Origin of the sequence: Stenotrophomonas sp. PUT21 (assembly GCF_052232875.1) — a bacterium.
In the GTDB taxonomy this organism is placed as follows: domain Bacteria; phylum Pseudomonadota; class Gammaproteobacteria; order Xanthomonadales; family Xanthomonadaceae; genus Stenotrophomonas; species Stenotrophomonas maltophilia_N.
Genome location: NZ_CP197645.1, coordinates 2,379,108 through 2,398,458, shown reverse-complemented (window position 1 = coordinate 2,398,458; position 19,351 = coordinate 2,379,108). Strand labels below are relative to the sequence as shown.

Below are 19,351 nucleotides of genomic sequence, written 5' to 3'. Positions count from 1 at the left end.
TGCGGAGTTGAAGCAATGAGCAAGGGTTTCAGGATTGAACACGACAGCATGGGCGAGCTGCAGGTGCCCGCCGATGCGTTGTGGGGCGCGCAGACCCAGCGCGCCGTCGATAATTTCCCGGTGTCGGGCCAGCGCATGCCGCGCGGTTTCATCCGCGCACTCGGCCTGGTCAAGGGCGCTGCGGCCAACGTCAACGTCGAGCTGGGCCATCTGCCGCGCAACATCGGCAAGGCCATCGAAGCGGCGGCCGCCGAAGTCGCCGAGGGACGCCATGACGCGCACTTCCCGATCGATGTGTACCAGACCGGTTCGGGCACGTCCTCGAACATGAATGCCAACGAGGTCATCGCCACGCTGGCCAACCGTGCCGGCAAGGCGGGCAAGACCGCGGTGCATCCCAACGATCACGTCAACCAGGGGCAGAGCTCCAACGACGTGATCCCGACCGCGCTGCGCGTCTCGGCGCTGCTGGGCGTGCATGAGCAGCTGCTGCCCTCGCTGGTGCACCTGCGCAAGACCATCGACAAGCGCGGCCGCGCACTGCGCAAGGTGGTCAAGACCGGCCGCACCCATCTGATGGATGCGATGCCGCTGACCTTCGAGCAGGAATTCGGTGCCTGGTCGGCGCAGTTGTCCTCTGCCCAGGAGCGCATCGAAGACAGCCTCAAGCGCCTGCGTCGGCTGCCGCTGGGTGGCACGGCGATCGGCACCGGCATCAACGCTGATCCGCGGTTTGGCGCGCAGGTGGCCAAGCAGCTCAAGCAGCAGACCGGCATCAAGTTCGACAGTGCCGAGAACAAGTTCGAAGGCCTGGCCGCGCAGGATGATGCGGTTGAACTGTCCGGCCAGCTCAACGCGTTGGCGGTGGCGCTGATCAAGATCGCCAACGACCTGCGCTGGATGAATGCCGGTCCGCTGGCCGGCCTGGGCGAGATCGAACTGCCGGCGCTGCAGCCGGGCAGCTCGATCATGCCGGGCAAGGTCAATCCGGTGATTCCCGAGGCCACCGTGATGGTGTGCGCGCAGGTGATCGGCCACCACACCGCGATCACCGTGGCCGGGCAGACCGGCAACTTCCAGTTGAACGTGACGCTGCCGTTGATCGCCGCGAACCTGCTCGATGGCATCAATCTGCTGGCCAACATCACCCGCCTGCTGGCCGATACCGCGATCGCCGGGCTGAAGGTGCGCGAGGAACGTGTGCGCGAGGCGTTGGATCGCAACCCGATCCTGGTGACCGCGCTGAACCCGATCATCGGCTATGAAAAGGCCGCCGCGATCGCCAAGCGTGCCTACAAGGAACAGCGCCCGGTGCTGGACGTGGCCCGGGAAGACAGCGGTCTGCCCGAGGCGGAGCTGCGCAGGCTGCTCGATCCGGCCGCGCTGACGGCCGGCGGCATCCATGCCGGTGGTGGTGGTGGCGGTTGATCGCGGGCACTGACTGACACGAAAAAACGGGCCCGAACGGCCCGTTTTTTTGTGGCTGAGCCCCGTAGCGGCCGGCGGGCCCCAGGGCAACATCAAGGAGGAGGCCGTTGCCGCCAGGCGGCGGACGGGGGACATCTGCCCAGGCGCCTGCCGGTCACTGCGGGGTTCGCGCACAGACTCAGTGGCGATCGGCCTGCAGATTGCCGAAGGTTTCGGTGTAATCCTTGAATTCCGGAATCTTCGTGATCAGGTCCGGCGGAATCGGCTGCATGCCATCCGGCACCTGGATCTTCACCGAGCGCTTGGCCGGGTCCGGCGGGGCATCGGTCAGGGTGTTCTGACGCAGCACCTGCAGCTGGCCGAACATGCCCTGCAGCATCGCCTGCTGCTCGTCATTAAGCGGGATTTCGATCTCATCGATTTTCATGTGCCCGTTGGGCAGGATGATGATGTTGGGTGCGGGCGCGCGGCGCACGGTGACCATGCCGTCACTGACGGTGATCTTCGGCTTGCTGCGCTCGGCACGGTGATTGCGGTACTCCTGATCGCAACCGGTAGCGACCAGGCAGAACAGGGCGAACAGCAACAGACTCAGCTTCTTCATGAGCAGGCAACGCATGCGGCGGGAACGCAGATTGTAGTCCTCCGGCGCCGGGAAGGGCCTGCCTGCGACGCATCGTCGCAGGCAGGCGCCCGTTTACTTGCCGCAGTCGTCGATGTCGCTCTGGTCCATGGTCGCGTAGGGCTGGAAGGCCGGCAGCGCGGCCGCCAGCGCCTGCTGTCTGGCCATCATGCCGGGCAGCAGGCTGCACAGTTTCTGGGCCTGGCCTTCGATCTTCCTGGCCTCCTCGTTCACCCGCGCTTCGATGCCCTGGGTGTCGCCGGAGAACATGCCCTTGATCGCCTCACCGGCTGCCTTCACCCCCAGATTGGCACCGGCCACGCCGATCTCCATGCCGGCACTGGCCAGCGATTCGACCTGTTTGCGGTAGTCCTGCAGCAGTGCACGCTGGTGGGCGTCCACGGGCACCGCTTTGCCATCGATGAGCAGGTCGCCCTGGGGGCTGATCTCGGCCTTCGGCGATTTGCCGTTGGAGATGGAGATGTTGCCCTGGGCGATTTCCTTGCGGGCCTTGTCGGTGGCCTCCTGCACGGTCTTGCCGATGCTCTCGCTGTCCAGCGCGCTGGTGGCCGGGGCGGCGGCGCTCTGGTCGGCGGGGGCTTTGCCTTTCCCACTGTCGGGGGCGGTGCAGGCAGCGATGGGCAGGCACAACAGCAGGGCAGGCAGCAGCAGTCGAGTCGTCATGATGCGTATCCGTCAGTGGAGGAGAAAGGCTTACTTGCCGCGCGGCAGTTCAACCCGGCCGCGTACATTGCTGTGGCGGATATCGCCGCTGCCGCTGTTGGCCACGCGCAGGTCGCCACCGACATCGCGGACGGTGACGTCGCCCGAGCCATGGCGGTCCACCGTGACGCTGCCGCCGATATCGCGCAGCTCGGTGTCGCCGGAGCCGACCGTGCCGACCCGCACGCTGCCCTTGGCCTGGCGCACGTCGGTGTCACCGGAGCCGACCACGCCGATCTCGACGTTGCCACCTACCATGTCCAGCTCGAAGTCGCCCGAGCCGATCGTGCCGACCTTGGCATCACCGCGGACGTTGCGGGCCTTGAAGTCGCCCGAACCGACCGACAGCACGTTCAGTGCACCGGCGCCGTCGAGCGTGACATCGCCCGAGCCGACCGCCGCGGTCACCAGGCCCTTGACGTTCTCCAGCTTGATGTCGCCCGAGCCGACATCCGCGCTGAGCGAATGCGCGCCGGTGACGCTGGCATCGCCGGAGCCGACCTTCATCTGCACCAGAATCGTGTCCGGCACCGTGCCGCGCAGGTCCAGGTAGGCGTAGCTGTTGCCGCTCATGCTGAGGCTGCGGCCCTCGCGCTGCAGCCGGACGACGAGCTTGTCGCCGACCTTCTGCTGGGTCACGGTCAGCTGGCGCAGCCAATCCGCGTTGGAGGCGCAGGCGCGGCCGCCGAGCTGGGCCGTCCCCGGGCCGGCCTGCAACACCAGATCATGCTGGTTCACTTCGAACACCACGGCCTTGGCGCCGGCCAGGTCGAGCTTGAGGTCGCGCGGTTCGTTGAACTTGCACTGCGGTTCATTGGCGAACGCGGTCAGCGGCAGCAACAGCAGGGAGGCAACAGCGAGCTTGCGGATCATGGGTGGCTCCTCGAAGAAGGGCAGGGATCAGATTTCGCCGGCGCGGCGGCGCAGACGGATGGCCAGGAACAGGAACACTACGCCGACGGCGGCGCCGATCCACAGTTCCGGCATGGCGAAGGCGGCCAGCTGGTGGCTTGGGCCCAGTTCGTTGACCAGGTTGTCCATGTTGCCGTTGCCACTGAACATCGACTCGCCGCGGTAGAACTGGTCGGTGGCCGGGACCGCACTGAGCAGCAGGCGGCCGACGATATGCTTCCAGAACCAGCCACCGGTCAGGTCAAACAGGGTCATGACCTTGGTGGTGCTGACGATGATGCCGGCAAACAGCGGCAGCATCACCGCCCACAGGAACGGCTTGGTCTTGGCCCAGGCCGAGCACAGCAGCAGCCAGCCGACGGTGGGCAACGCCCAGAGCAGGTAGACCGGGATCCAGGACAGGTGGCCGGCGATGATGGTCAGCGGGCTGGCCGGCCCCCAGATCAGCATCATCGGATCACCGCCATGGGCGATCACCACGATCGAGATCATCACCAGGAAGCCGAGCATGGTCAGCGCCGAGGCGATCACCGCGATGAGCGGGGCGATCAGCAATGCGCTCAGCGCCTTGGACAGGACGGTGGACGTATCCGACAGCGGCAGCGACTTCCAGAACAGGATGCTGCGGTCGCGGCGGTCGTCATACAGGGCGCCCAGGCAGTAGAAGAACACCACGAAGGCGAGCACGATCAGCGGCCAGCCCGAGCTCAGGATCAGGGTCAGGTCCAGGCCGTTGGCCAGGTCATGCAGGTCCTTGGCATCGAGCTTGCTGGTCAGCAGGCTCAGGTCCAGACCGTTGATGTTGACGCTTTCGTTGTCGATGTGGATGCCGCCGCTCTTGACCGCACGGTGCATGGCGACCAGGCCGAACACGATGCCGAGCAGGCTCATCACCAGCGATATGCCGCCGGCGATCACCGGCGCATACAGGAAGCCGCCGCGGTTTTCCCAGTACTCACGCTTGAGCAGCCACTTGAACGCACTGGCCTTGCTGATGGGATGGTTGACGGTGTTCATGCGTAGGTTCCCTTCATGATGGCCACGAACAGATCCGCCAGCCCCGGGCTGCGGATTTCGCCCAGGGGCGTGAGCTGGGCGCGTGGCACCCCGTCAAACAGCAGCACGGTCTTGCCGAAGGGCAGGGCGCGCTCGTCGATCGGTTTGAGTGCACGTGCGGCCTCCACGGCATCGGCCGAGACCAGCACTTCGGTATAGCGTTCGCCGATGTCTTCCATGTCGGTGGTCAGCACGATGCGGCCATCGCGTATGAACATGACATCGGTGAGGATGTGCTCGATCTCTTCCACCTGATGGGTGGTGACGATGATCGTTTTCTGTTCGTCGAAGTAGTCTTCCAGCAGACGCTGGTAGAACTCCTTGCGGTACAGGATGTCCAGGCCCAGGGTCGGCTCGTCCAGCACCAAGACCTTGGCATCGATGGCCATCACCAGCGCCAGGTGCAGCTGCACGATCATGCCCTTGGACAGTTCGCGCACGCGCTGCTTGGGATGCAGCTTGGTGGAGGCCAGGAAGCGCTCGCAGCGCGCCCGGTCGAAACGCGGGTGGGTGCCGGCGACGAAATCGATCGCCTCGCGCACCTTCATCCAGCGCGGCAGCACCGCCACGTCGGCGATGAAGCACACATCGTTCATCAGCGCGTTGCGCTGCGTGGTCGGGTCCAGCCCGAGCACGCGCAGTTCGCCTTCCACCGAGGTCAGGCCGAGCAGCGCCTTGAGCAGGGTGGTCTTGCCGGCGCCGTTGGGGCCGATCAGGCCGGTGATGCGGCCGGGGGCGATGGTGAAGCTGGTGTTGTCCAGCGCCACGGTCTGTTTATAGGCCTTGCGCAGGCCTCGAGCGGAAATGACGACATCACTTGCAACGGCATTCATGAGGATTTCCCCTGGGGCAGCAATTCGTCGAGGTTCAGGCCCAGGCGCTGGATGCGTTCCAGAACCAGCGGCCATTCTTCATTGAGGAACCGGTCGCGCTCGCTGCTGCGCAGCTGCGTGGCCGCTTCTTCGGTCATGAACATGCCCAGGCCGCGGCGCTTCTCGACCAGGCCTTCATCAGCCAGTTCCTGGTAGGCGCGCGAAACGGTGATGGGGTTGAGCTGGTACTCGGCGGCAACCTGCCGAACCGAAGGCAGGGCATCGCCCGGCTTGATGATGCCGTCAAGCATCATGGCAATCACGCGCTCTTTCAGCTGGCGGTAGATCGGAGCACCATCGCTCCATTGAATATCGCTCATGGTCAGCTCCGTGGGTTCAGCGACTGCGCGAATGAGAAGTAAGGCATGGACAGGGAGCTGTGCAGCCGGCGGGGAGGCGTGGGGGCGCCGTCGGCGTTCCCTGCCTCGATGACGCCTGCGTCCTGCGGGCCTTCAAACACATTGGCGCTGGCAGGGCTGCCAGCGTCACCGGAGGGGATGCCGAACCAGCCAAGCAACAGCAACGCCGAGGCGGCGGTGATGGCTTTGGCAGCGTGGTGGTGGCGCATGCGGTTCATGGGCTTCCCCTGTCTAGATGACTGGTGTTGTATGCAACTATAACACCGGCACGCCGAAGATCAACTGGGTGATTGACCCAACTGATGGCAGGGGGTGTATGACAGTCAGTGGGCGTCCTCAAGTAATTGAATTTAAAGGTTTATATCGAAGTGCGGGGCGCCGGTATCTGCCAGTCGCCATTCATCGATGTCAATGGTATGGCAATCAAGAGGCGTATTCAGGCCGTGGCCTGAGGATGGCCGACAAGCGCGCGACACCGCCAGATGCCGCAAAGCAGCCGATGAATACGCCTGGCCGGCGCCGCGCCGGCGGCGTCCGGCGGCAAAAACGCTGGTGATATAGTGCCCGCCGCAGCCTTGGCAGCCCCTGCCAGGCGCTTCTTCCCCTTGTTGTTCCCTACTTTGGAGTGTCGCGATGCACCACGTGTCTTTGATGTCGCCCGTCCGTCGCGACCGCGTTCCGCGCCGGGCGCGGTGGTCTGTGCTGATGCTGGCGGTCGGTCTGCTGGCCGGCGCCTCGGCCCAGGCGGCCGATCTGCTGGATGTGAGCTACCGCCCGCTGGCGGGCAAGGGTGAGGTCAATCTGGCCAAGCAGTACGGTGGCAAGGTGCTGCTGGTGGTCAACACCGCCAGCAAGTGCGGATTTACCCCGCAGTACGAAGGCCTTGAAGCCCTGCAGCGCAAATACGCTGCGCGGGGTTTCTCGGTGCTGGGCTTCCCGTCCAATGACTTCAAGGGCCAGGAGCCGGGCGATGAGACCCAGATCCAGGAGTTCTGCACGCTGACCTACGGCGTGAAGTTCCCGATGTTCCAGAAGGTGGTGGTGACCGGGCCGGAGGCGACGCCGCTGTATCGCAGTCTCGCCACCGCCACGGGCGTGTCACCGGGCTGGAACTTCCACAAGTATCTGATCGGCCGCGATGGCCGGGTGGTGGCCCAGTTCCCGAGCAAGGTCACCCCGGACGATCCGAAGCTGGTCGCGGCGATCGAACGTGAACTCTCTGTCACCGCCAACAAGCGCTGACGATATCGACATCTCGGACGCGCGTGCGACAATGGTTGCTTTCGCGCCGACGTCGGCGTCCAGTCACTTCCAGGAATGCAGCGAATGAAGATGGGAATGCGCGGCGCCGCGGCGTCGGTTCTGATTCTGGCGATGGGTGCCACCGGTACCGCGATGTCGCAACAACCAGCCGCCCGCGCGGCTGTCAAGGAGACTTCCACTTTGAACACCCAACGCGAAAAGCTTGGCTACGCCATCGGTATCGATGTGGCCAATTCGTTTGGTCCGATCTCCAGCGAGATCGACCTGGCCGCCCTGCGTCGCGGCGTGACCAATGCCTTTGAAGGCAAGCAGCCGCTGATCAGCCAGGAAGAGGCGCAGAAGACCGATGCCGCCCTGCGCCAGGCCGTGATGGCCAAGAGCGGCCAGCCGGTTCCGGGCGTTGCCCCGGGCACCGCGCCGCCGAAGGTGGACCGCGAGAAGGTCGGCCTGATGCTGGGCAGCTTCGCCGTGGGCCCGTCGCTGGCACCGCTGAAGGATGATGTCGATCTGGACGCGCTGTTCGACGCGGTCAGCACCACGTTCAACAACGGCACCCCGAAGATGACCGCCGAGCAGGCCAAGGCCACGCTGGAAGGCTTCATGAAGGGCAAGCAGGCTGAAATGGAAGCCAAGTCCGCCGCCCAGGCCGGTACCAACCGCGTGGAAGGCAACAACTTCCTGGCCAAGAACAAGACCGCGCCGGGCGTGGTGACCACCGCCTCGGGCCTGCAGTACCAAGTGCTGCGTCCGGGTTCGGGCGAACGCCCGATGCCGACCAGCAAGGTCCGCGTGAACTACGAAGGCAAGCTGCTCGACGGCACCGTGTTCGACAGCAGCTACCAGCGCGGCCAGCCGATCGAGTTCGGTCTGGACCAGGTGATCAAGGGCTGGTCCGAAGGCGTCTCGCTGATGCCGACCGGTTCCAAGTACCGTTTCTGGATCCCGGGCGAGCTGGCCTATGGCGAGCAGGGCACCCCGGGCGGCCCGATCGGTCCGAACGCTACGCTGACGTTCGACGTCGAGCTGCTGAACGTTCTGCCGTAACGGATCTGGAGCACCACCGCCCATGCGCGTTGCGATTTTCGGTACCGGCTACGTCGGTCTTGTCACGGGTACCTGCCTGGCCGAGGTTGGCCATCAGGTGATCTGTGTCGATATCGACCAGGCCAAGGTCGACGGCCTCAACAACGGGATCATCCCGATCTATGAGCCCGGCCTGGAGCCGATGGTCAAGGCCAACCACGATGCGTCGCGGTTGACCTTCACCTCCGACGCCGCTACCGCGATCGCGCATGGCCAGGTGATTTTCATTGCCGTGGGCACGCCACCGGACGAGGACGGCAGTGCCGACCTGCAGTACGTGCTGGCCGTGGCCCGCACCATCGGCCGGCACATCACCGTGCCGGTGGTGGTGGTGAACAAATCGACCGTGCCGGTAGGCACGGCCGACAAAGTCCGTGAGGCCATCGCCCAGGCGCTGGCCGAGCGCGGCGTGGAGATCGCGTTCGACGTGGTCTCCAACCCCGAATTCCTGAAGGAAGGTGACGCGGTCGCCGACTGCATGCGGCCGGACCGCATCGTGGTGGGCGCGTCCAATCCTGAGTCGGTCGCGCTGATGCGCCGCCTGTATGCGCCGTTCAATCGCAACCACGACCGCGTGGTGGAGATGGACGTACGCTCGGCGGAGCTGACCAAGTACGCGGCCAACGCGATGCTGGCGACCAAGATTTCGTTCATGAACGAAATCGCCAACATCGCCGAGAAGGTCGGTGCCGATATCGAGCAGGTCCGTCAGGGCATCGGCTCGGATCCGCGCATCGGCTGGCACTTCATCTATCCCGGTGCCGGTTACGGTGGCTCGTGCTTCCCGAAGGATGTGCAGGCCCTGGCCCGGACCGCCCAGCAATACGGCCACGAGCCGAAGCTGTTGAACGCGGTCGAAGCCGTCAACGAACACCAGAAGGGCCATCTGTACGCCCTGATCCAGCGCCACTACGACCGTGGCGAAGATGAAGGCGTGCGCGGCAAGACGTTCGCGGTGTGGGGGCTGGCGTTCAAGCCGAACACCGACGACATGCGTGAAGCCTCCAGCCGCCGCCTGCTGGCGCAGCTGTGGGAGGCGGGTGCGCAGGTGCGCGCCTATGATCCGGAAGCGACTGAAGAAGCGCGCCGCATTTTCGGCGATCGCGATGATCTGGTGTTCTGCGACAACGCCTACGACGCCCTGGAGGGTGCCGATGCGCTGGTCGTGGTGACCGAATGGAAGCAGTTCCGCAGCCCGGATTTCGTCCGCCTGCGCGAGATGCTCAGCGATGCGGTCGTGTTCGACGGCCGCAATCTGTACGACCCGCAGGAAATCGAAGCCGCGGGCCTGGCTTACTACGGCATTGGCCGGGGACGTTCGTTGAATGCATGAGTCCACACCCTCCGAGCGCGAACAGGCATTGGAAGCACGCCTGATCGAGCTGGAAATGCGCGTCTCCTTCCAGGAGCAGGCGCTGGCCGAACTGAGCGAGGCCCTGGCCGATGCGCGCATGGAAGGCAATCGCAATGCCGACCTCACCCGCATTCTGCTCGAAGACCTCGGCAAGGTCCGCACCGCGTTGTATTCCGATTCGGCCGAAGAGCCGCCGCCTCCGCATTACTGATCTGACGTCATGAGCGATACTCTCCGCGACCAGCTGCTGGGCCTTGGCTTCAAAGCCGCGCCCAAACCCGAACGAACCAACGACCGCAAGCCGGACCGTCGGCCCGATGCGCGCCGCGATGGCCGCCCGGCCGGCAAGCCGCAGGGCGCACGCCCGGCCGGCAAGCCGGGCGAAGGCCAGCGCCCCGCGCGCGACGGCGACCGCCGTCCGCCGGGCAAGGGTCGTCCCGCCGGCGCCCGCCCACCGCAGGGCGCGCCCGGCAAGCCGCGCTCTCGCGAGGACATCGATCTCGCCAAGGCCTATGCGATCCGTGCGCAGAAGGAAAAGGACGACCGCATCGAGGCCGAGCGCCTGAAGCAGGAAGAAGCGCGTCTGCGTCGCGAAGCCAAGGCCAAGCTGGAGGTCCTGCTGGAAGGCAAGGCCCTCAACGCCGAAGCGGCCGACATCGCGCGCCACTTCCCGTATGGCGGCAAGATCAAGCGCATCTATGTGACGGCCGATCAGCTCAAGGCGCTCAATGCCGGCGAGCTGGGCGTGCTGCAGCAGAACGGGCGCTATGTGCTGGTGACCGCCGCGGTGCTGGCCGAAGCCGAAGCGGTGTTCGCACCGTCCGTGGCGCTGAAGGTCGACCCGGATGCACCGGCCGGCGAAGATCCGTATGCCGACCCGCAGTACCAGGTGCCCGACGACCTGGTCTGGTAAGCCAACGCCACCATTGTTGAACGCACTGGGCGCCGTCAGGCGCCCGTTGCATGTCAGGAGCAGGGCCATGCAGGAACGCAGTCCCGGGTATTTCCCGCACATTGATGGCCTGCGTGCGATCGCGGTGCTGGCGGTCATCCTCTATCACCTCAAGGCCAGCTGGCTGCCGGGCGGCTTCACTGGCGTGGACGTGTTCTTCGTCATTTCCGGTTTCGTCGTCAGCGCCTCGGTGGATCGCCTGCCGGCGGTCGGCGGCTGGGCCGGGCTGGCGCGCTTCTATGCGCGCCGCATGCGCCGTATTGCCCCGGCACTGGTGGTGTGCCTGCTGGCGACGGCGATGCTCAGCGCGTTGCTGATTCCCGAATCCTGGCTCAGCGAGACCAGCGACAAGACCGGGCGCATGGCGTTCTTCGGGCTGAGCAACTGGGTGCTGGCCAGCACCGGCAATGATTACTTCTCGCCGCGTACCGAGTTCAATCCGTACACGCACACCTGGTCGCTGGGGGTCGAAGAGCAGTTCTACCTGCTGTTCCCGCTGTTGTTCCTGGCGTGGGCCAGAGGCACGCGTGGACGCTGGGTGTCGCTGGGCCTGTTCGGCGTGGCGACCTTGGCCTCGCTGGGGTATGCGGTGTTCCGCGCGCGGCAGGGGGGCCATGAGATCGATGCCTTCTACCTGACCACCACGCGGTTCTGGCAGTTGGGCGCGGGAGTGCTGCTGTTCCAGGTCTTGTCGCTGAGCGGTCGGTTCACGCCGCCCCCAGTGCCGCCGCGCGGGATCAGCTGGCGCTCGCCGTTGTTGCTGCTGAGCCTTGTGGCCCTGGGCTATGGTCTGTGGGCGGCACGGCCGGGACATTCACCGTGGATGGATGGCCTATGGCCGGTGCTGGGTACGCTGGGACTGCTGGGGCTGCTGCAGCGCTCGCCGGGCGGCTGGATCGGGCGCGCGCTGGCGACCACGCCGATGGTGACGATCGGTCGCCTCTCCTATTCGCTGTACCTGTGGCACTGGCCGGTGTTTGTGCTGTTTCGCTGGACCGTGGGCCTGGAGACCGTGGCGACCGGCGGGGCTGCGCTGCTGTGCGTGGCGCTGCTGTCCTGGCTGTCATGGCGGTGGGTGGAACAACCGCTGCGGCATGGCGCGCGCTGGCGCGTCAGCAACGCGCGCTGGGTCGCGGCAGGGCTGGGGGTCCTGGTGCTGGGCGCCGGGCTGCAGTCGGCACTGGTCAAGACGCAGCAGTACACCTCGCTCAGCGTGGTCAGCCGGGCCCCGCTGGACTGGTATCCGTATGCCAAGGGGCTGAAAAAGGAAATCCCGGACTGCCGCGTGCGGGTCAGCAATGTGCCTGTCCTGGGCGGTCAGGCGCGCCTGTATGAGCGCGGTGAGTGCCCGGGACGTACCGCATCGACCCGCCAACTGTTCGTGGCCGGCGATTCGCACGCACTGGCCTACCACGAGATGCTGCAGCGTCTGGCCGTCCTGGATGGCGCGCCGATCCGCCTGTATGGCAGCGGCGGTTGCGCGCTGGTCGGGCTGCGTGCCTGGCAGGGCCCCAATCCAGCCTGCGAGGCATACGCACGCAACGTGCTGGAGGATATCCAGGCGCGTGCGCGGCCAGGCGATGTGGTGCTGCTGGCGGGCCTGCGCCTGCCGCGCCTGTCCGAACAGTACGCCTTGTTCGACGTCGCACAGGTGCGCGCCGATCATCTCAGCGAGACGGCCAATGCTGGCCGTACCGCCGAAATCGCGCAGTGGGTCGAGCAGCTCACGCCGCTGGCCGATCGTGGCGTGCACATCGTGCTGGAAGCGCCCAAACCCGTGCTGCCGGCGCCGCCGTATCGGTGCTCGGATGCGTTCAACCGGCACAACCCGATCTGCGCCAACGGCATGACCGTGCCGCGCAGCGAGATCGAGGCTCTGCGTGCGCCGGTACTGGCCGGCCTGCGGCAGGTGGCTGCGGGGCTGCCCGGCGCGTCGATCTGGGATCCGATGCCGCTGCTGTGCCCTGGCGAGCAGTGCCTGCCGACCCGCGAAGGCAAGCCGCTGTTCTTCGATGGCGACCATCTCAGCGGCTATGGCAATCGTCTGCTGCTGCCTGATTTCCAGGCACAGTTGGAGCGCTTGGAGACGACGGCACCCGCCGCCGTCCCCTGACTCCACCCCCTGGTGATCAGTCGCGGGCCGCAGTGTCCGCGGCGGCCTCGATCGGGCCGGCGACCTGCTGGCCCGCCTGCCAGACCGCGTCGATCCGCCGGCTGTTACGGATGTCGTCGAGCGGGTTGGCGCCCAGCACCAGCAGATCCGCGCGGCGCCCCACCGCAATGCGGCCGCGATCCTCCAGGCCGAGCACGCGCGCCGCATCGGCGGTGGCCACCTGGAGTGCCTGCGCCGGCGTGAAGCCGGCCTGGGTCATCAACTCCAGCTCGCGATGCTCGGCGAAGCCGATCACCCGCTGCGGCATCGCGCCGGCATCGGTACCAAAGCCGATGTTCACCCCCGCTTCGTGCAGCGTGCGCAGGTTGCGCAGGTTCATCGCCACGGACGCGCGCGCCTTGGGAATGCCATCGCCGGCCAGTTGTTCCTGCTGCCACTGCGGTTGCTGCCAGCGCTCACGCACCGCCGACGGCAGGGCATTGGCCAGGAACGGTTGCTGCAGCCACTGGGGATTCTCGGCGTACAGATAGTTTGCCTCGTCGATGTTGACCGTCGGGATGTACCAGACGCCCTTGTCGCGCATCGCGCTGACCAATGCCGGGGCGACCGGCGTATCGCGGATGCCGTGCGCGATGATGTCCACGCCGGCCGCGACCAGGTCCGCCGCCGGAGCCTGATCATGGATGTGCGCGGCCACCTTGAGCTGGTGCTGGTGCGCTTCATCGATCGCGGCGCGGTAGATCGGCGGGGCCATCATCGGGAAGCGGCCGCCGAGGTCGTCCACCCACAGCTTGATCACGTCCACCCCGGCCTGCTGCTGCGCGCGGACCGCGGCGCGGGCCTGATCGGGCGTGGTCGGGCGTGCGACGGGATCGTGCTCAAGCCCCATCGTGTTGGCCGGGGGCGCGCCTGCGGCCGCACCGATGCCACCACCGGCGCCATAGAGTTGCGCACCGAGCGCGGGTTGGTCACGGACCTCGGCGCGGATCGCGGGGAACGCGGCGCCGTTCATGCCCAGCGCGGTCACCGTGGTGATGCCGTAGCGCTGGAACTGCTGCAGGTCGCGGACCACATGGTCGCGGGTATAGAAGCGGTCACCATGCTCGAGCCCGTCGGTGTTGCCGACGTGGATGTGGTTGCTGACCAGGCCGGGCAGGATCACCTTGCCCTGGTAGTCGATGCGCTTGGCACCCTTGGCCAGTGCGGGCGGCGGCGGGCCGATGTGCGCGATGCGCTCATCGCGCAGAGTCAGCGTGGTGATGCCGAGATCGCGTTCGCCGTCGAACACGCGGGCATTGTCGAGAATGATCGGGGGGGCCGCATTGGCGGCGCCACAGGCGGCCACGAGGGCAGTGAACAGGGTCGGCAGGCGCAGGGAACGTCGCATGGGGACTCCGGTGTTGGGGAGTCCCGAGCGTACCGGCACCAACGTGACGGCAGGGCCACGCGAGGCGTGGCTCTACACGATTCCGGGCTTCCTGCGGCCGGCGCGCAACAGCGGCAGGCTGATCGCGAAGAAGCACAGCAGCGCGCCGGCCAGCGCGAACCCGCTGGCGGCCAGGAAGGCGGTGCGGCCCTGGTCGATCGGCCACAACTGCCCGGCGATCAGCGCACCGAGCACGCCGCCCACACCGGACGAGAATCCGTACAGCAGGCCTTGGCCATGGCCGTTCAGGCGGCCGGGGAAGTAGGTGGCCAGCATCTGCATCGCGGCGGCGAAGAAGGCCGCAAAGCCGAGCGCATGCGCGGTCTGGGCGACCAGCATCACCGGCAGGTTCTCCGGGAACAGGGCGGTGACCGCCCAGCGCACGGTGGAACTGAGCAGCGCGATCAGCAGCATCCAGCTGGCGTCATAGCGGCGGAAGAAGCGACCGATGGTGAAGAACACGCCCACTTCGAACACCACGCCCACCGTCCACAACACGCCCAGCGTGGAGGTCGCATAGCCGTGGTGATCCATGTAGACCGAGAAGAACGTGTAGTACGGCCCGAACGAGAGCTGCTCCATGAACGCGGCCAGGAAGAACGCCGCCACCTGCGGCTTGCGCACGATCTGCCAGAAGCCACTGGCATCGCCCTCGCTGCGCTGCAGGTTGCGCGCGTAGCGGTTGGCAAAGCCCGAGGCGGTGAGCAGGCCGAACAGCGGCAGCATCAGCCACGGCAGCAGGTGGGCGTTGCCGGCGCCGCCATCGCCTTCGATGATCCAGCCGAACAGCATCACCACGGCGATGAAGCCCAGCGAGCCCCAGACCCGGATCAGACCGTAGCGGTGGCTGTCGCTGCCCAGGTGGGTCAGCGTGATCGATTCGAACTGCGGCATCACCGCGTTGTAGAAGAAGCAGAACGCGATCATCGCCGGGTACAGCCACGGCTGCGGCAACGGCAGCAGGAACGCGCAGAAGGTGAGCAGGGTGAGTACACAGCCCAGCCGCAGCCAGAAGATCGGGCGCGGCGAAGCAGCGGCGATGGAGGTCCATGTTGTCGGTGCGACGATGCGGGTGGCGTACCACAGGCCCATCATCACGCTGATCGCGGTGACACTCATGCCACGCGAGGTCAGGAACAACGACCAGTACGGCGTGAACGCGCCGAGGGCGGCGTAGTAGAACAGATAGAACGAGGACAGGCGAACAGCCGGAACGGCGTCGCGGGGGAGGGCGGTCATGCGGGGTCTCGGTGGTTGCGCGCACCCACCGGCAGCGGGTATCTACCGGGGCATTATGGCCGCTGGCACCGGCCGTTGTCGGGCGCGGCGATCATTCCGGATCGTAATCCAGGTTCGAGGCCAGCCAGCGTTCGGCCTGTACGCGGTCCACGCCCTTGCGCTTGGCATAGTCGGCCACCTGCTCGCGGGTGACCCGGCCGACCACGAAATACTGGCTCTGCGGGTGGCTGAAGTAATAGCCCGATACCGCTGCGGTGGGCAGCATCGCGAAACTTTCGGTCAGCTGCATGCCCGCGTTGCGCTCGGCATCGAGCAATTGGAACAGCGTGGCCTTCTCGCTGTGCTCCGGGCAGGCCGGATAGCCTGGCGCAGGGCGGATACCGGCGTACTTCTCGGCGATCAGCGATTCGTTGTCCAGCTGCTCATCGGGCTGGTAGCCCCAGTAGTCCATGCGCACGTGCTGGTGCAGGCGCTCGGCCAGGGCTTCGGCCAAACGGTCGGCCAGCGCCTTGAGCAGGATCGCGTTGTAGTCATCGTGGTCGGCCTCGAAGCGGGCCACGTGCGGATCGATGCCGATCCCGGCGGTCACCGCGAACGCACCGATCCAGTCCTGCTTGCCCGTATCGGCCGGGGCGATGAAGTCGGCCAGGCAGAAATCCGGGCGTTCGACGGGCTTGTCCACCTGCTGGCGCAGGAAGTGCAGCACGGCCGGGCCGTTGTCGGTACGCAGGTGCACGTCATCGCCGACGCTGTTGGCCGGCCACAGGCCGAACACCGCCTTGGCGGTCAGCCACTTCTCCTCGACGATGCGGGCGAGCATTGCGCGGGCGTCCTTGTAGAGATCGGTCGCCTGCGGCCCGACGATCTCATCGGTCAGGATCGCCGGGAACTTGCCGGCCAGTTCCCAGGCCTGGAAGAACGGGGTCCAGTCGATCACCTCGACCAGGTCGGCCAACGGGTAATCGTCGAGCACATGCAGGCCCGGCTTGCGCGGTGCCGGCGGGGTGTACGTGGCCCAGTCACCCACGAAGCGCTGGGCGCGTGCCTTGGCCAGGGTCACCAGGCGCTTGGCGTCGCCACGGTTGCGGTGGCGCTGGCGGATGTCGGCATAGTCGGCCTCGTTGGCGGCCACGAACGCATCGCGCAGCTCGCGCGAGATCAGCGACTGCGCCACGCCGACCGCACGCGAGGCATCCTTCACCCACACCGTGGGCGCCTTGTAGTGCGGGTCGATCTTCAACGCGGTATGCGCGCGCGAGGTGGTCGCACCGCCGATCATCAGCGGCATCGTGAAGCCCTGCCGTTCCATCTCGCGGGCGACGTGGCTCATCTCTTCCAGCGAGGGCGTGATCAGCCCGGACAGGCCGATGATGTCCGCGTTCTCCGCGCGGGCGGCATCCAGGATCTTCTGCGCCGGCACCATCACGCCCAGATCGACCACATCGAAGTTGTTGCAGGCCAGGACCACGCCGACGATGTTCTTGCCGATGTCGTGCACATCGCCCTTCACCGTGGCCATGATGATCTTGCCGTTGCTCTTGGCGGTGTCGCCACTGCGCGCCTTCTCGGCCTCGATGTAGGGCAGCAGGTAGGCCACCGCCTTCTTCATCACCCGTGCGGACTTGACCACCTGCGGCAGGAACATCTTGCCGGCGCCGAACAGGTCGCCGACGATGTTCATGCCGTCCATCAGCGGCCCTTCGATCACATCCAGCGGACGGGTCGAACGCGCACGCGCTTCCTCGGTGTCCTGCTCGACCCAGGCGTCCATGCCGTGGACCAGCGCATGCGCAAGGCGGTCGTTGACCGGCTTTTCGCGCCAGGCCAGGTCTTCGCCGCGAACGTCGCCTTTCTTGCCCTTGTAGCGCTCGGCGATCTCGAGCAGGCGCTCGGTGCCGTCGCTGCGGCGGTTGAGGATCACATCCTCCACGCGCTCGCGAAGCTCGGCGTCCAGATCGTCGTAGATGGGCATTGCGCCGGCGTTGACGATGCCCATGTCCATGCCCGCGCTGATGGCGTGGAACAGGAAGACCGAGTGGATCGCCTGGCGCACGGTCTCATTGCCGCGGAAGGAGAACGACACGTTGGAGACACCGCCGGAAACATGGCAGTGCGGCAGGGTGCGCTTGATGATGCGGGTGGCTTCAATGAAGTCGACCGCGTAGTTGTCGTGCTCTTCGATGCCGGTGGCGACGGCGAAGATGTTCGGGTCGAAGATGATGTCCTGCGGCGGGAAGCCGACCTGGTCGACCAGGATCCGGTAGGCGCGGGTGCAGATCTCGACCTTGCGCGCGCAGGTATCGGCCTGGCCATCTTCATCGAAGGCCATGACCACGGCGGCCGCACCGTAGCGCAGCACCTTGCGCGCCTGCTCGATGAACTGCGCTTCGCCTTCCTTGAGCGAGATCGAGTTGACCACGCTCTTGCCCTGCAGGCATTTCAGCCCAGCCTCGATCACGCTCCACTTGGAAGAGTCGACCATCACCGGGATGCGGGCGATGTCCGGCTCGGACATGATCAGATTCAGATAGCGCGTCATCGCCTTCTCGGAATCGATCAGGCCCTCGTCCATGTTCACATCGAGGATCTGCGCGCCGTTGGCGACCTGCTGGCGCGCCACTTCCACCGCCTCTTCGTAGCGCTCTTCCTTCACCAGCTTGCGGAACTGCGCGCTGCCGGTAACGTTGGTGCGCTCACCGATGTTGACGAACAGCAGGTCCGGGGTGATGACCAGCGGCTCGAGACCGGACAGGCGGGTGTGGCGGGAAGACGTCATGGGCAGGCTGGCACGGGCTGGCGGAGGAGGGTCAACGACAACGGGAACGTGGGGCGGACGCGGTCATGCCGCGTCTTCCAGCGGTGGCGCCGGCAGGCGGCGTGGGGGCAGATCGGCCACGGCCTCGGCAATCGCGCGGATATGCGCCGGGGTGGTGCCGCAGCAGCCGCCCACCAGGTTGAGCAGACCGGCGCTGGCGAATTCGCGCAGCGTGGTGGCCATTTCTTCCGGGGTTTCGTCGTACTCGCCGAACGCATTGGGCAGGCCGGCATTGGGATGCGCACTGACCAGGCACTCGGCCACGGTGGACAAGGTTTCCACATGGGGCCGCATGTCGCTGGCACCGAGCGCGCAGTTCAGCCCGATCGACAGCGGCCGGCCATGCGCGACCGAGGCGTAGAACGCTTCGGCCGTCTGCCCGGACAGGGTGCGCCCGGAGGCATCGGTGATCGTGCCGGAGATCATCACCGGCAGCCGCCCGCCGCGGGCATCGAACACTTCCTCGATGGCGAACAGCGCGGCTTTGGCGTTGAGCGTGTCGAAGATGGTTTCCACCATCAGGGTGTCGGCGCCGCCGTCGATCAGGCCATCGATGGCCTCGCGATAGGTCTCGCGCAGCGCATCGAAGCTGGTGTTGCGGAAGCCGGGATCGTTTACGTCCGGGCTGATCGAGGCGGTGCGGCTGGTCGGGCCGAGCACCCCGATCACGAAGCGCGGTTTGCCCGGTGTGGTCGCCGCGACCGCATCGCAGCAGGCGCGCGCCACGGCGGCACCGGCCTTGTTGAGCTCGTAGACCAGGTGTTCAAGGTGATAGTCGGCCTGGCTGACCGAGGTCGCATTGAAAGTGTTGGTCTCGACCAGATCGGCACCGGCCTCCAGGTAGGCGGTGTGGATGCCGCCGATGACCTCCGGGCGGGTCAACAGCAACAGGTCGTTGTTGCCCTTGAGGTCATGGCCCTGTGGGGCGTCGCCGGGCACGGCATGGTCGCAGCCGGGCCCGTGCTGGTGGTCGTAGCCGTCGGCGAAGCGCTCGCCCCGGTAATCGTCCTCCTCCAGCCCATGCCGCTGGATCATCGTGCCCATGGCCCCATCGATGATCAGGATGCGCTGGGCCAGCGCCGTTTCCAGCGCATGCACGCGGTCGGGGTGGAGCCAGGGCAGGGATGGCATGGG

Annotated in this window: 18 protein-coding genes; 7 read left to right on the top strand and 11 right to left on the bottom strand. The window is 66.4% G+C overall.

The genetic code is table 11. The annotated features are described in order from the left end of the window. Positions 1-15 precede the first annotated feature (15 nt). Entirely contained in the window at positions 16-1,428 is a 1,413-nt protein-coding gene (locus ACTT2I_RS11045) for a class II fumarate hydratase (RefSeq protein WP_088434659.1), read from the top strand. A 178-nt stretch (positions 1,429-1,606) separates the two neighbouring features. On the opposite strand, the gene ACTT2I_RS11040 is transcribed toward ACTT2I_RS11045, so the two are convergent. The 7 genes from ACTT2I_RS11040 to ACTT2I_RS11010 all read right to left on the bottom strand — a co-directional run bounded on the left by ACTT2I_RS11040 (position 1,607) and on the right by ACTT2I_RS11010 (position 6,190). Continuing rightward, positions 1,607-2,032: a hypothetical protein gene (locus ACTT2I_RS11040; RefSeq protein WP_088434658.1), complete on the bottom strand. Its 426-nt coding sequence runs from the start codon at positions 2,030-2,032 to the stop codon at positions 1,607-1,609. A gap of 93 nt (positions 2,033-2,125) precedes the next feature. Continuing rightward, entirely contained in the window at positions 2,126-2,734 is a 609-nt protein-coding gene (locus ACTT2I_RS11035) for a DUF2884 family protein (RefSeq protein ID WP_421099378.1), read from the bottom strand. A 30-nt stretch (positions 2,735-2,764) separates the two neighbouring features. After that, positions 2,765-3,646: a GIN domain-containing protein gene (locus ACTT2I_RS11030; protein WP_421099379.1), complete on the bottom strand. Its 882-nt coding sequence runs from the start codon at positions 3,644-3,646 to the stop codon at positions 2,765-2,767. A 27-nt stretch (positions 3,647-3,673) separates the two neighbouring features. Continuing rightward, positions 3,674-4,702, bottom strand: coding sequence for a hypothetical protein (locus tag ACTT2I_RS11025; RefSeq protein WP_293982207.1), 1,029 nt, complete (start codon positions 4,700-4,702; stop codon positions 3,674-3,676). Then, positions 4,699-5,574 carry an ABC transporter ATP-binding protein gene (locus ACTT2I_RS11020; RefSeq protein ID WP_088434654.1) on the bottom strand — a complete coding sequence of 292 codons (876 nt, stop codon included), beginning with the start codon at positions 5,572-5,574 and terminating at the stop codon, positions 4,699-4,701. Before ACTT2I_RS11020 ends, ACTT2I_RS11025 begins: the two co-directional genes overlap by 4 nt. Then, positions 5,571-5,933, bottom strand: coding sequence for a GntR family transcriptional regulator (locus ACTT2I_RS11015; protein WP_019185943.1), 363 nt, complete (start codon positions 5,931-5,933; stop codon positions 5,571-5,573). The genes ACTT2I_RS11020 and ACTT2I_RS11015 overlap by 4 nt, the downstream gene beginning before the upstream one ends. A 2-nt stretch (positions 5,934-5,935) precedes the next feature. After that, positions 5,936-6,190 (bottom strand): hypothetical protein, encoded by a 255-nt coding sequence (locus ACTT2I_RS11010; protein ID WP_293982213.1) that lies wholly within the window; start codon positions 6,188-6,190, stop codon positions 5,936-5,938. A 487-nt stretch (positions 6,191-6,677) separates the two neighbouring features. On the opposite strand from ACTT2I_RS11010, the gene ACTT2I_RS11005 reads away from it, so the two are divergent. The 6 genes from ACTT2I_RS11005 to ACTT2I_RS10980 all read left to right on the top strand — a co-directional run bounded on the left by ACTT2I_RS11005 (position 6,678) and on the right by ACTT2I_RS10980 (position 12,737). Beyond that, positions 6,678-7,214, top strand: coding sequence for a glutathione peroxidase (locus tag ACTT2I_RS11005; protein WP_253247768.1), 537 nt, complete (start codon positions 6,678-6,680; stop codon positions 7,212-7,214). Positions 7,215-7,298: 84 nt separating this feature from the next. Continuing rightward, positions 7,299-8,279: an FKBP-type peptidyl-prolyl cis-trans isomerase gene (locus ACTT2I_RS11000; RefSeq protein ID WP_088434651.1), complete on the top strand. Its 981-nt coding sequence runs from the start codon at positions 7,299-7,301 to the stop codon at positions 8,277-8,279. Between the two features lie 22 nt (positions 8,280-8,301). Beyond that, positions 8,302-9,651: a UDP-glucose dehydrogenase family protein gene (locus ACTT2I_RS10995; protein ID WP_421099380.1), complete on the top strand. Its 1,350-nt coding sequence runs from the start codon at positions 8,302-8,304 to the stop codon at positions 9,649-9,651. Beyond that, entirely contained in the window at positions 9,644-9,883 is a 240-nt protein-coding gene (locus tag ACTT2I_RS10990; protein WP_019185948.1) for a SlyX family protein, read from the top strand. Before ACTT2I_RS10995 ends, ACTT2I_RS10990 begins: the two co-directional genes overlap by 8 nt. A gap of 9 nt (positions 9,884-9,892) precedes the next feature. Continuing rightward, positions 9,893-10,585 carry a DUF2058 domain-containing protein gene (locus ACTT2I_RS10985; protein WP_293982221.1) on the top strand — a complete coding sequence of 231 codons (693 nt, stop codon included), beginning with the start codon at positions 9,893-9,895 and terminating at the stop codon, positions 10,583-10,585. A 67-nt stretch (positions 10,586-10,652) separates the two neighbouring features. Next, a complete protein-coding gene (locus tag ACTT2I_RS10980) occupies positions 10,653-12,737 on the top strand; it encodes an acyltransferase family protein (RefSeq protein ID WP_088434648.1) in 2,085 nt (694 codons plus the stop codon). Between the two features lie 16 nt (positions 12,738-12,753). On the opposite strand, the gene ACTT2I_RS10975 is transcribed toward ACTT2I_RS10980, so the two are convergent. From ACTT2I_RS10975 to ACTT2I_RS10960, 4 genes are all read right to left on the bottom strand, one after another. Further along, entirely contained in the window at positions 12,754-14,124 is a 1,371-nt protein-coding gene (locus ACTT2I_RS10975; RefSeq protein WP_088434647.1) for an amidohydrolase family protein, read from the bottom strand. Positions 14,125-14,196: 72 nt separating this feature from the next. Beyond that, complete coding sequence (locus tag ACTT2I_RS10970; protein ID WP_088434646.1) at positions 14,197-15,402, bottom strand: MFS transporter; 1,206 nt, start codon at positions 15,400-15,402, stop codon at positions 14,197-14,199. A gap of 91 nt (positions 15,403-15,493) precedes the next feature. Next, positions 15,494-18,178 (bottom strand): methionine synthase, encoded by a 2,685-nt coding sequence (metH, locus tag ACTT2I_RS10965; protein ID WP_421099381.1) that lies wholly within the window; start codon positions 18,176-18,178, stop codon positions 15,494-15,496. A gap of 63 nt (positions 18,179-18,241) precedes the next feature. Then, a complete protein-coding gene (locus ACTT2I_RS10960) occupies positions 18,242-19,348 on the bottom strand; it encodes a homocysteine S-methyltransferase family protein (protein ID WP_293982235.1) in 1,107 nt (368 codons plus the stop codon). Between the last annotated feature and the right edge of the window lie 3 nt (positions 19,349-19,351).

Excerpts from the sequence above, each read along its gene's own strand:
- ACTT2I_RS11045 (WP_088434659.1), top strand. The coding sequence starts at position 16 with ATGAGCAAGGGTTTCAGGATTGAACACGACAGCATGGGCGAGCTGCAG.
- ACTT2I_RS11040 (WP_088434658.1), bottom strand. The coding sequence starts at position 2,032 with ATGAAGAAGCTGAGTCTGTTGCTGTTCGCCCTGTTCTGCCTGGTCGCT.
- ACTT2I_RS11035 (WP_421099378.1), bottom strand. The coding sequence starts at position 2,734 with ATGACGACTCGACTGCTGCTGCCTGCCCTGCTGTTGTGCCTGCCCATC.
- ACTT2I_RS11030 (WP_421099379.1), bottom strand. The coding sequence starts at position 3,646 with ATGATCCGCAAGCTCGCTGTTGCCTCCCTGCTGTTGCTGCCGCTGACC.
- ACTT2I_RS11025 (WP_293982207.1), bottom strand. The coding sequence starts at position 4,702 with ATGAACACCGTCAACCATCCCATCAGCAAGGCCAGTGCGTTCAAGTGG.
- ACTT2I_RS11020 (WP_088434654.1), bottom strand. The coding sequence starts at position 5,574 with ATGAATGCCGTTGCAAGTGATGTCGTCATTTCCGCTCGAGGCCTGCGC.
- ACTT2I_RS11015 (WP_019185943.1), bottom strand. The coding sequence starts at position 5,933 with ATGAGCGATATTCAATGGAGCGATGGTGCTCCGATCTACCGCCAGCTG.
- ACTT2I_RS11010 (WP_293982213.1), bottom strand. The coding sequence starts at position 6,190 with ATGAACCGCATGCGCCACCACCACGCTGCCAAAGCCATCACCGCCGCC.
- ACTT2I_RS11005 (WP_253247768.1), top strand. The coding sequence starts at position 6,678 with ATGCTGGCGGTCGGTCTGCTGGCCGGCGCCTCGGCCCAGGCGGCCGAT.
- ACTT2I_RS11000 (WP_088434651.1), top strand. The coding sequence starts at position 7,299 with ATGAAGATGGGAATGCGCGGCGCCGCGGCGTCGGTTCTGATTCTGGCG.
- ACTT2I_RS10995 (WP_421099380.1), top strand. The coding sequence starts at position 8,302 with ATGCGCGTTGCGATTTTCGGTACCGGCTACGTCGGTCTTGTCACGGGT.
- ACTT2I_RS10990 (WP_019185948.1), top strand. The coding sequence starts at position 9,644 with ATGCATGAGTCCACACCCTCCGAGCGCGAACAGGCATTGGAAGCACGC.
- ACTT2I_RS10985 (WP_293982221.1), top strand. The coding sequence starts at position 9,893 with ATGAGCGATACTCTCCGCGACCAGCTGCTGGGCCTTGGCTTCAAAGCC.
- ACTT2I_RS10980 (WP_088434648.1), top strand. The coding sequence starts at position 10,653 with ATGCAGGAACGCAGTCCCGGGTATTTCCCGCACATTGATGGCCTGCGT.
- ACTT2I_RS10975 (WP_088434647.1), bottom strand. The coding sequence starts at position 14,124 with ATGCGACGTTCCCTGCGCCTGCCGACCCTGTTCACTGCCCTCGTGGCC.
- ACTT2I_RS10970 (WP_088434646.1), bottom strand. The coding sequence starts at position 15,402 with ATGACCGCCCTCCCCCGCGACGCCGTTCCGGCTGTTCGCCTGTCCTCG.
- metH (WP_421099381.1), bottom strand. The coding sequence starts at position 18,178 with ATGACGTCTTCCCGCCACACCCGCCTGTCCGGTCTCGAGCCGCTGGTC.
- ACTT2I_RS10960 (WP_293982235.1), bottom strand. The coding sequence starts at position 19,348 with ATGCCATCCCTGCCCTGGCTCCACCCCGACCGCGTGCATGCGCTGGAA.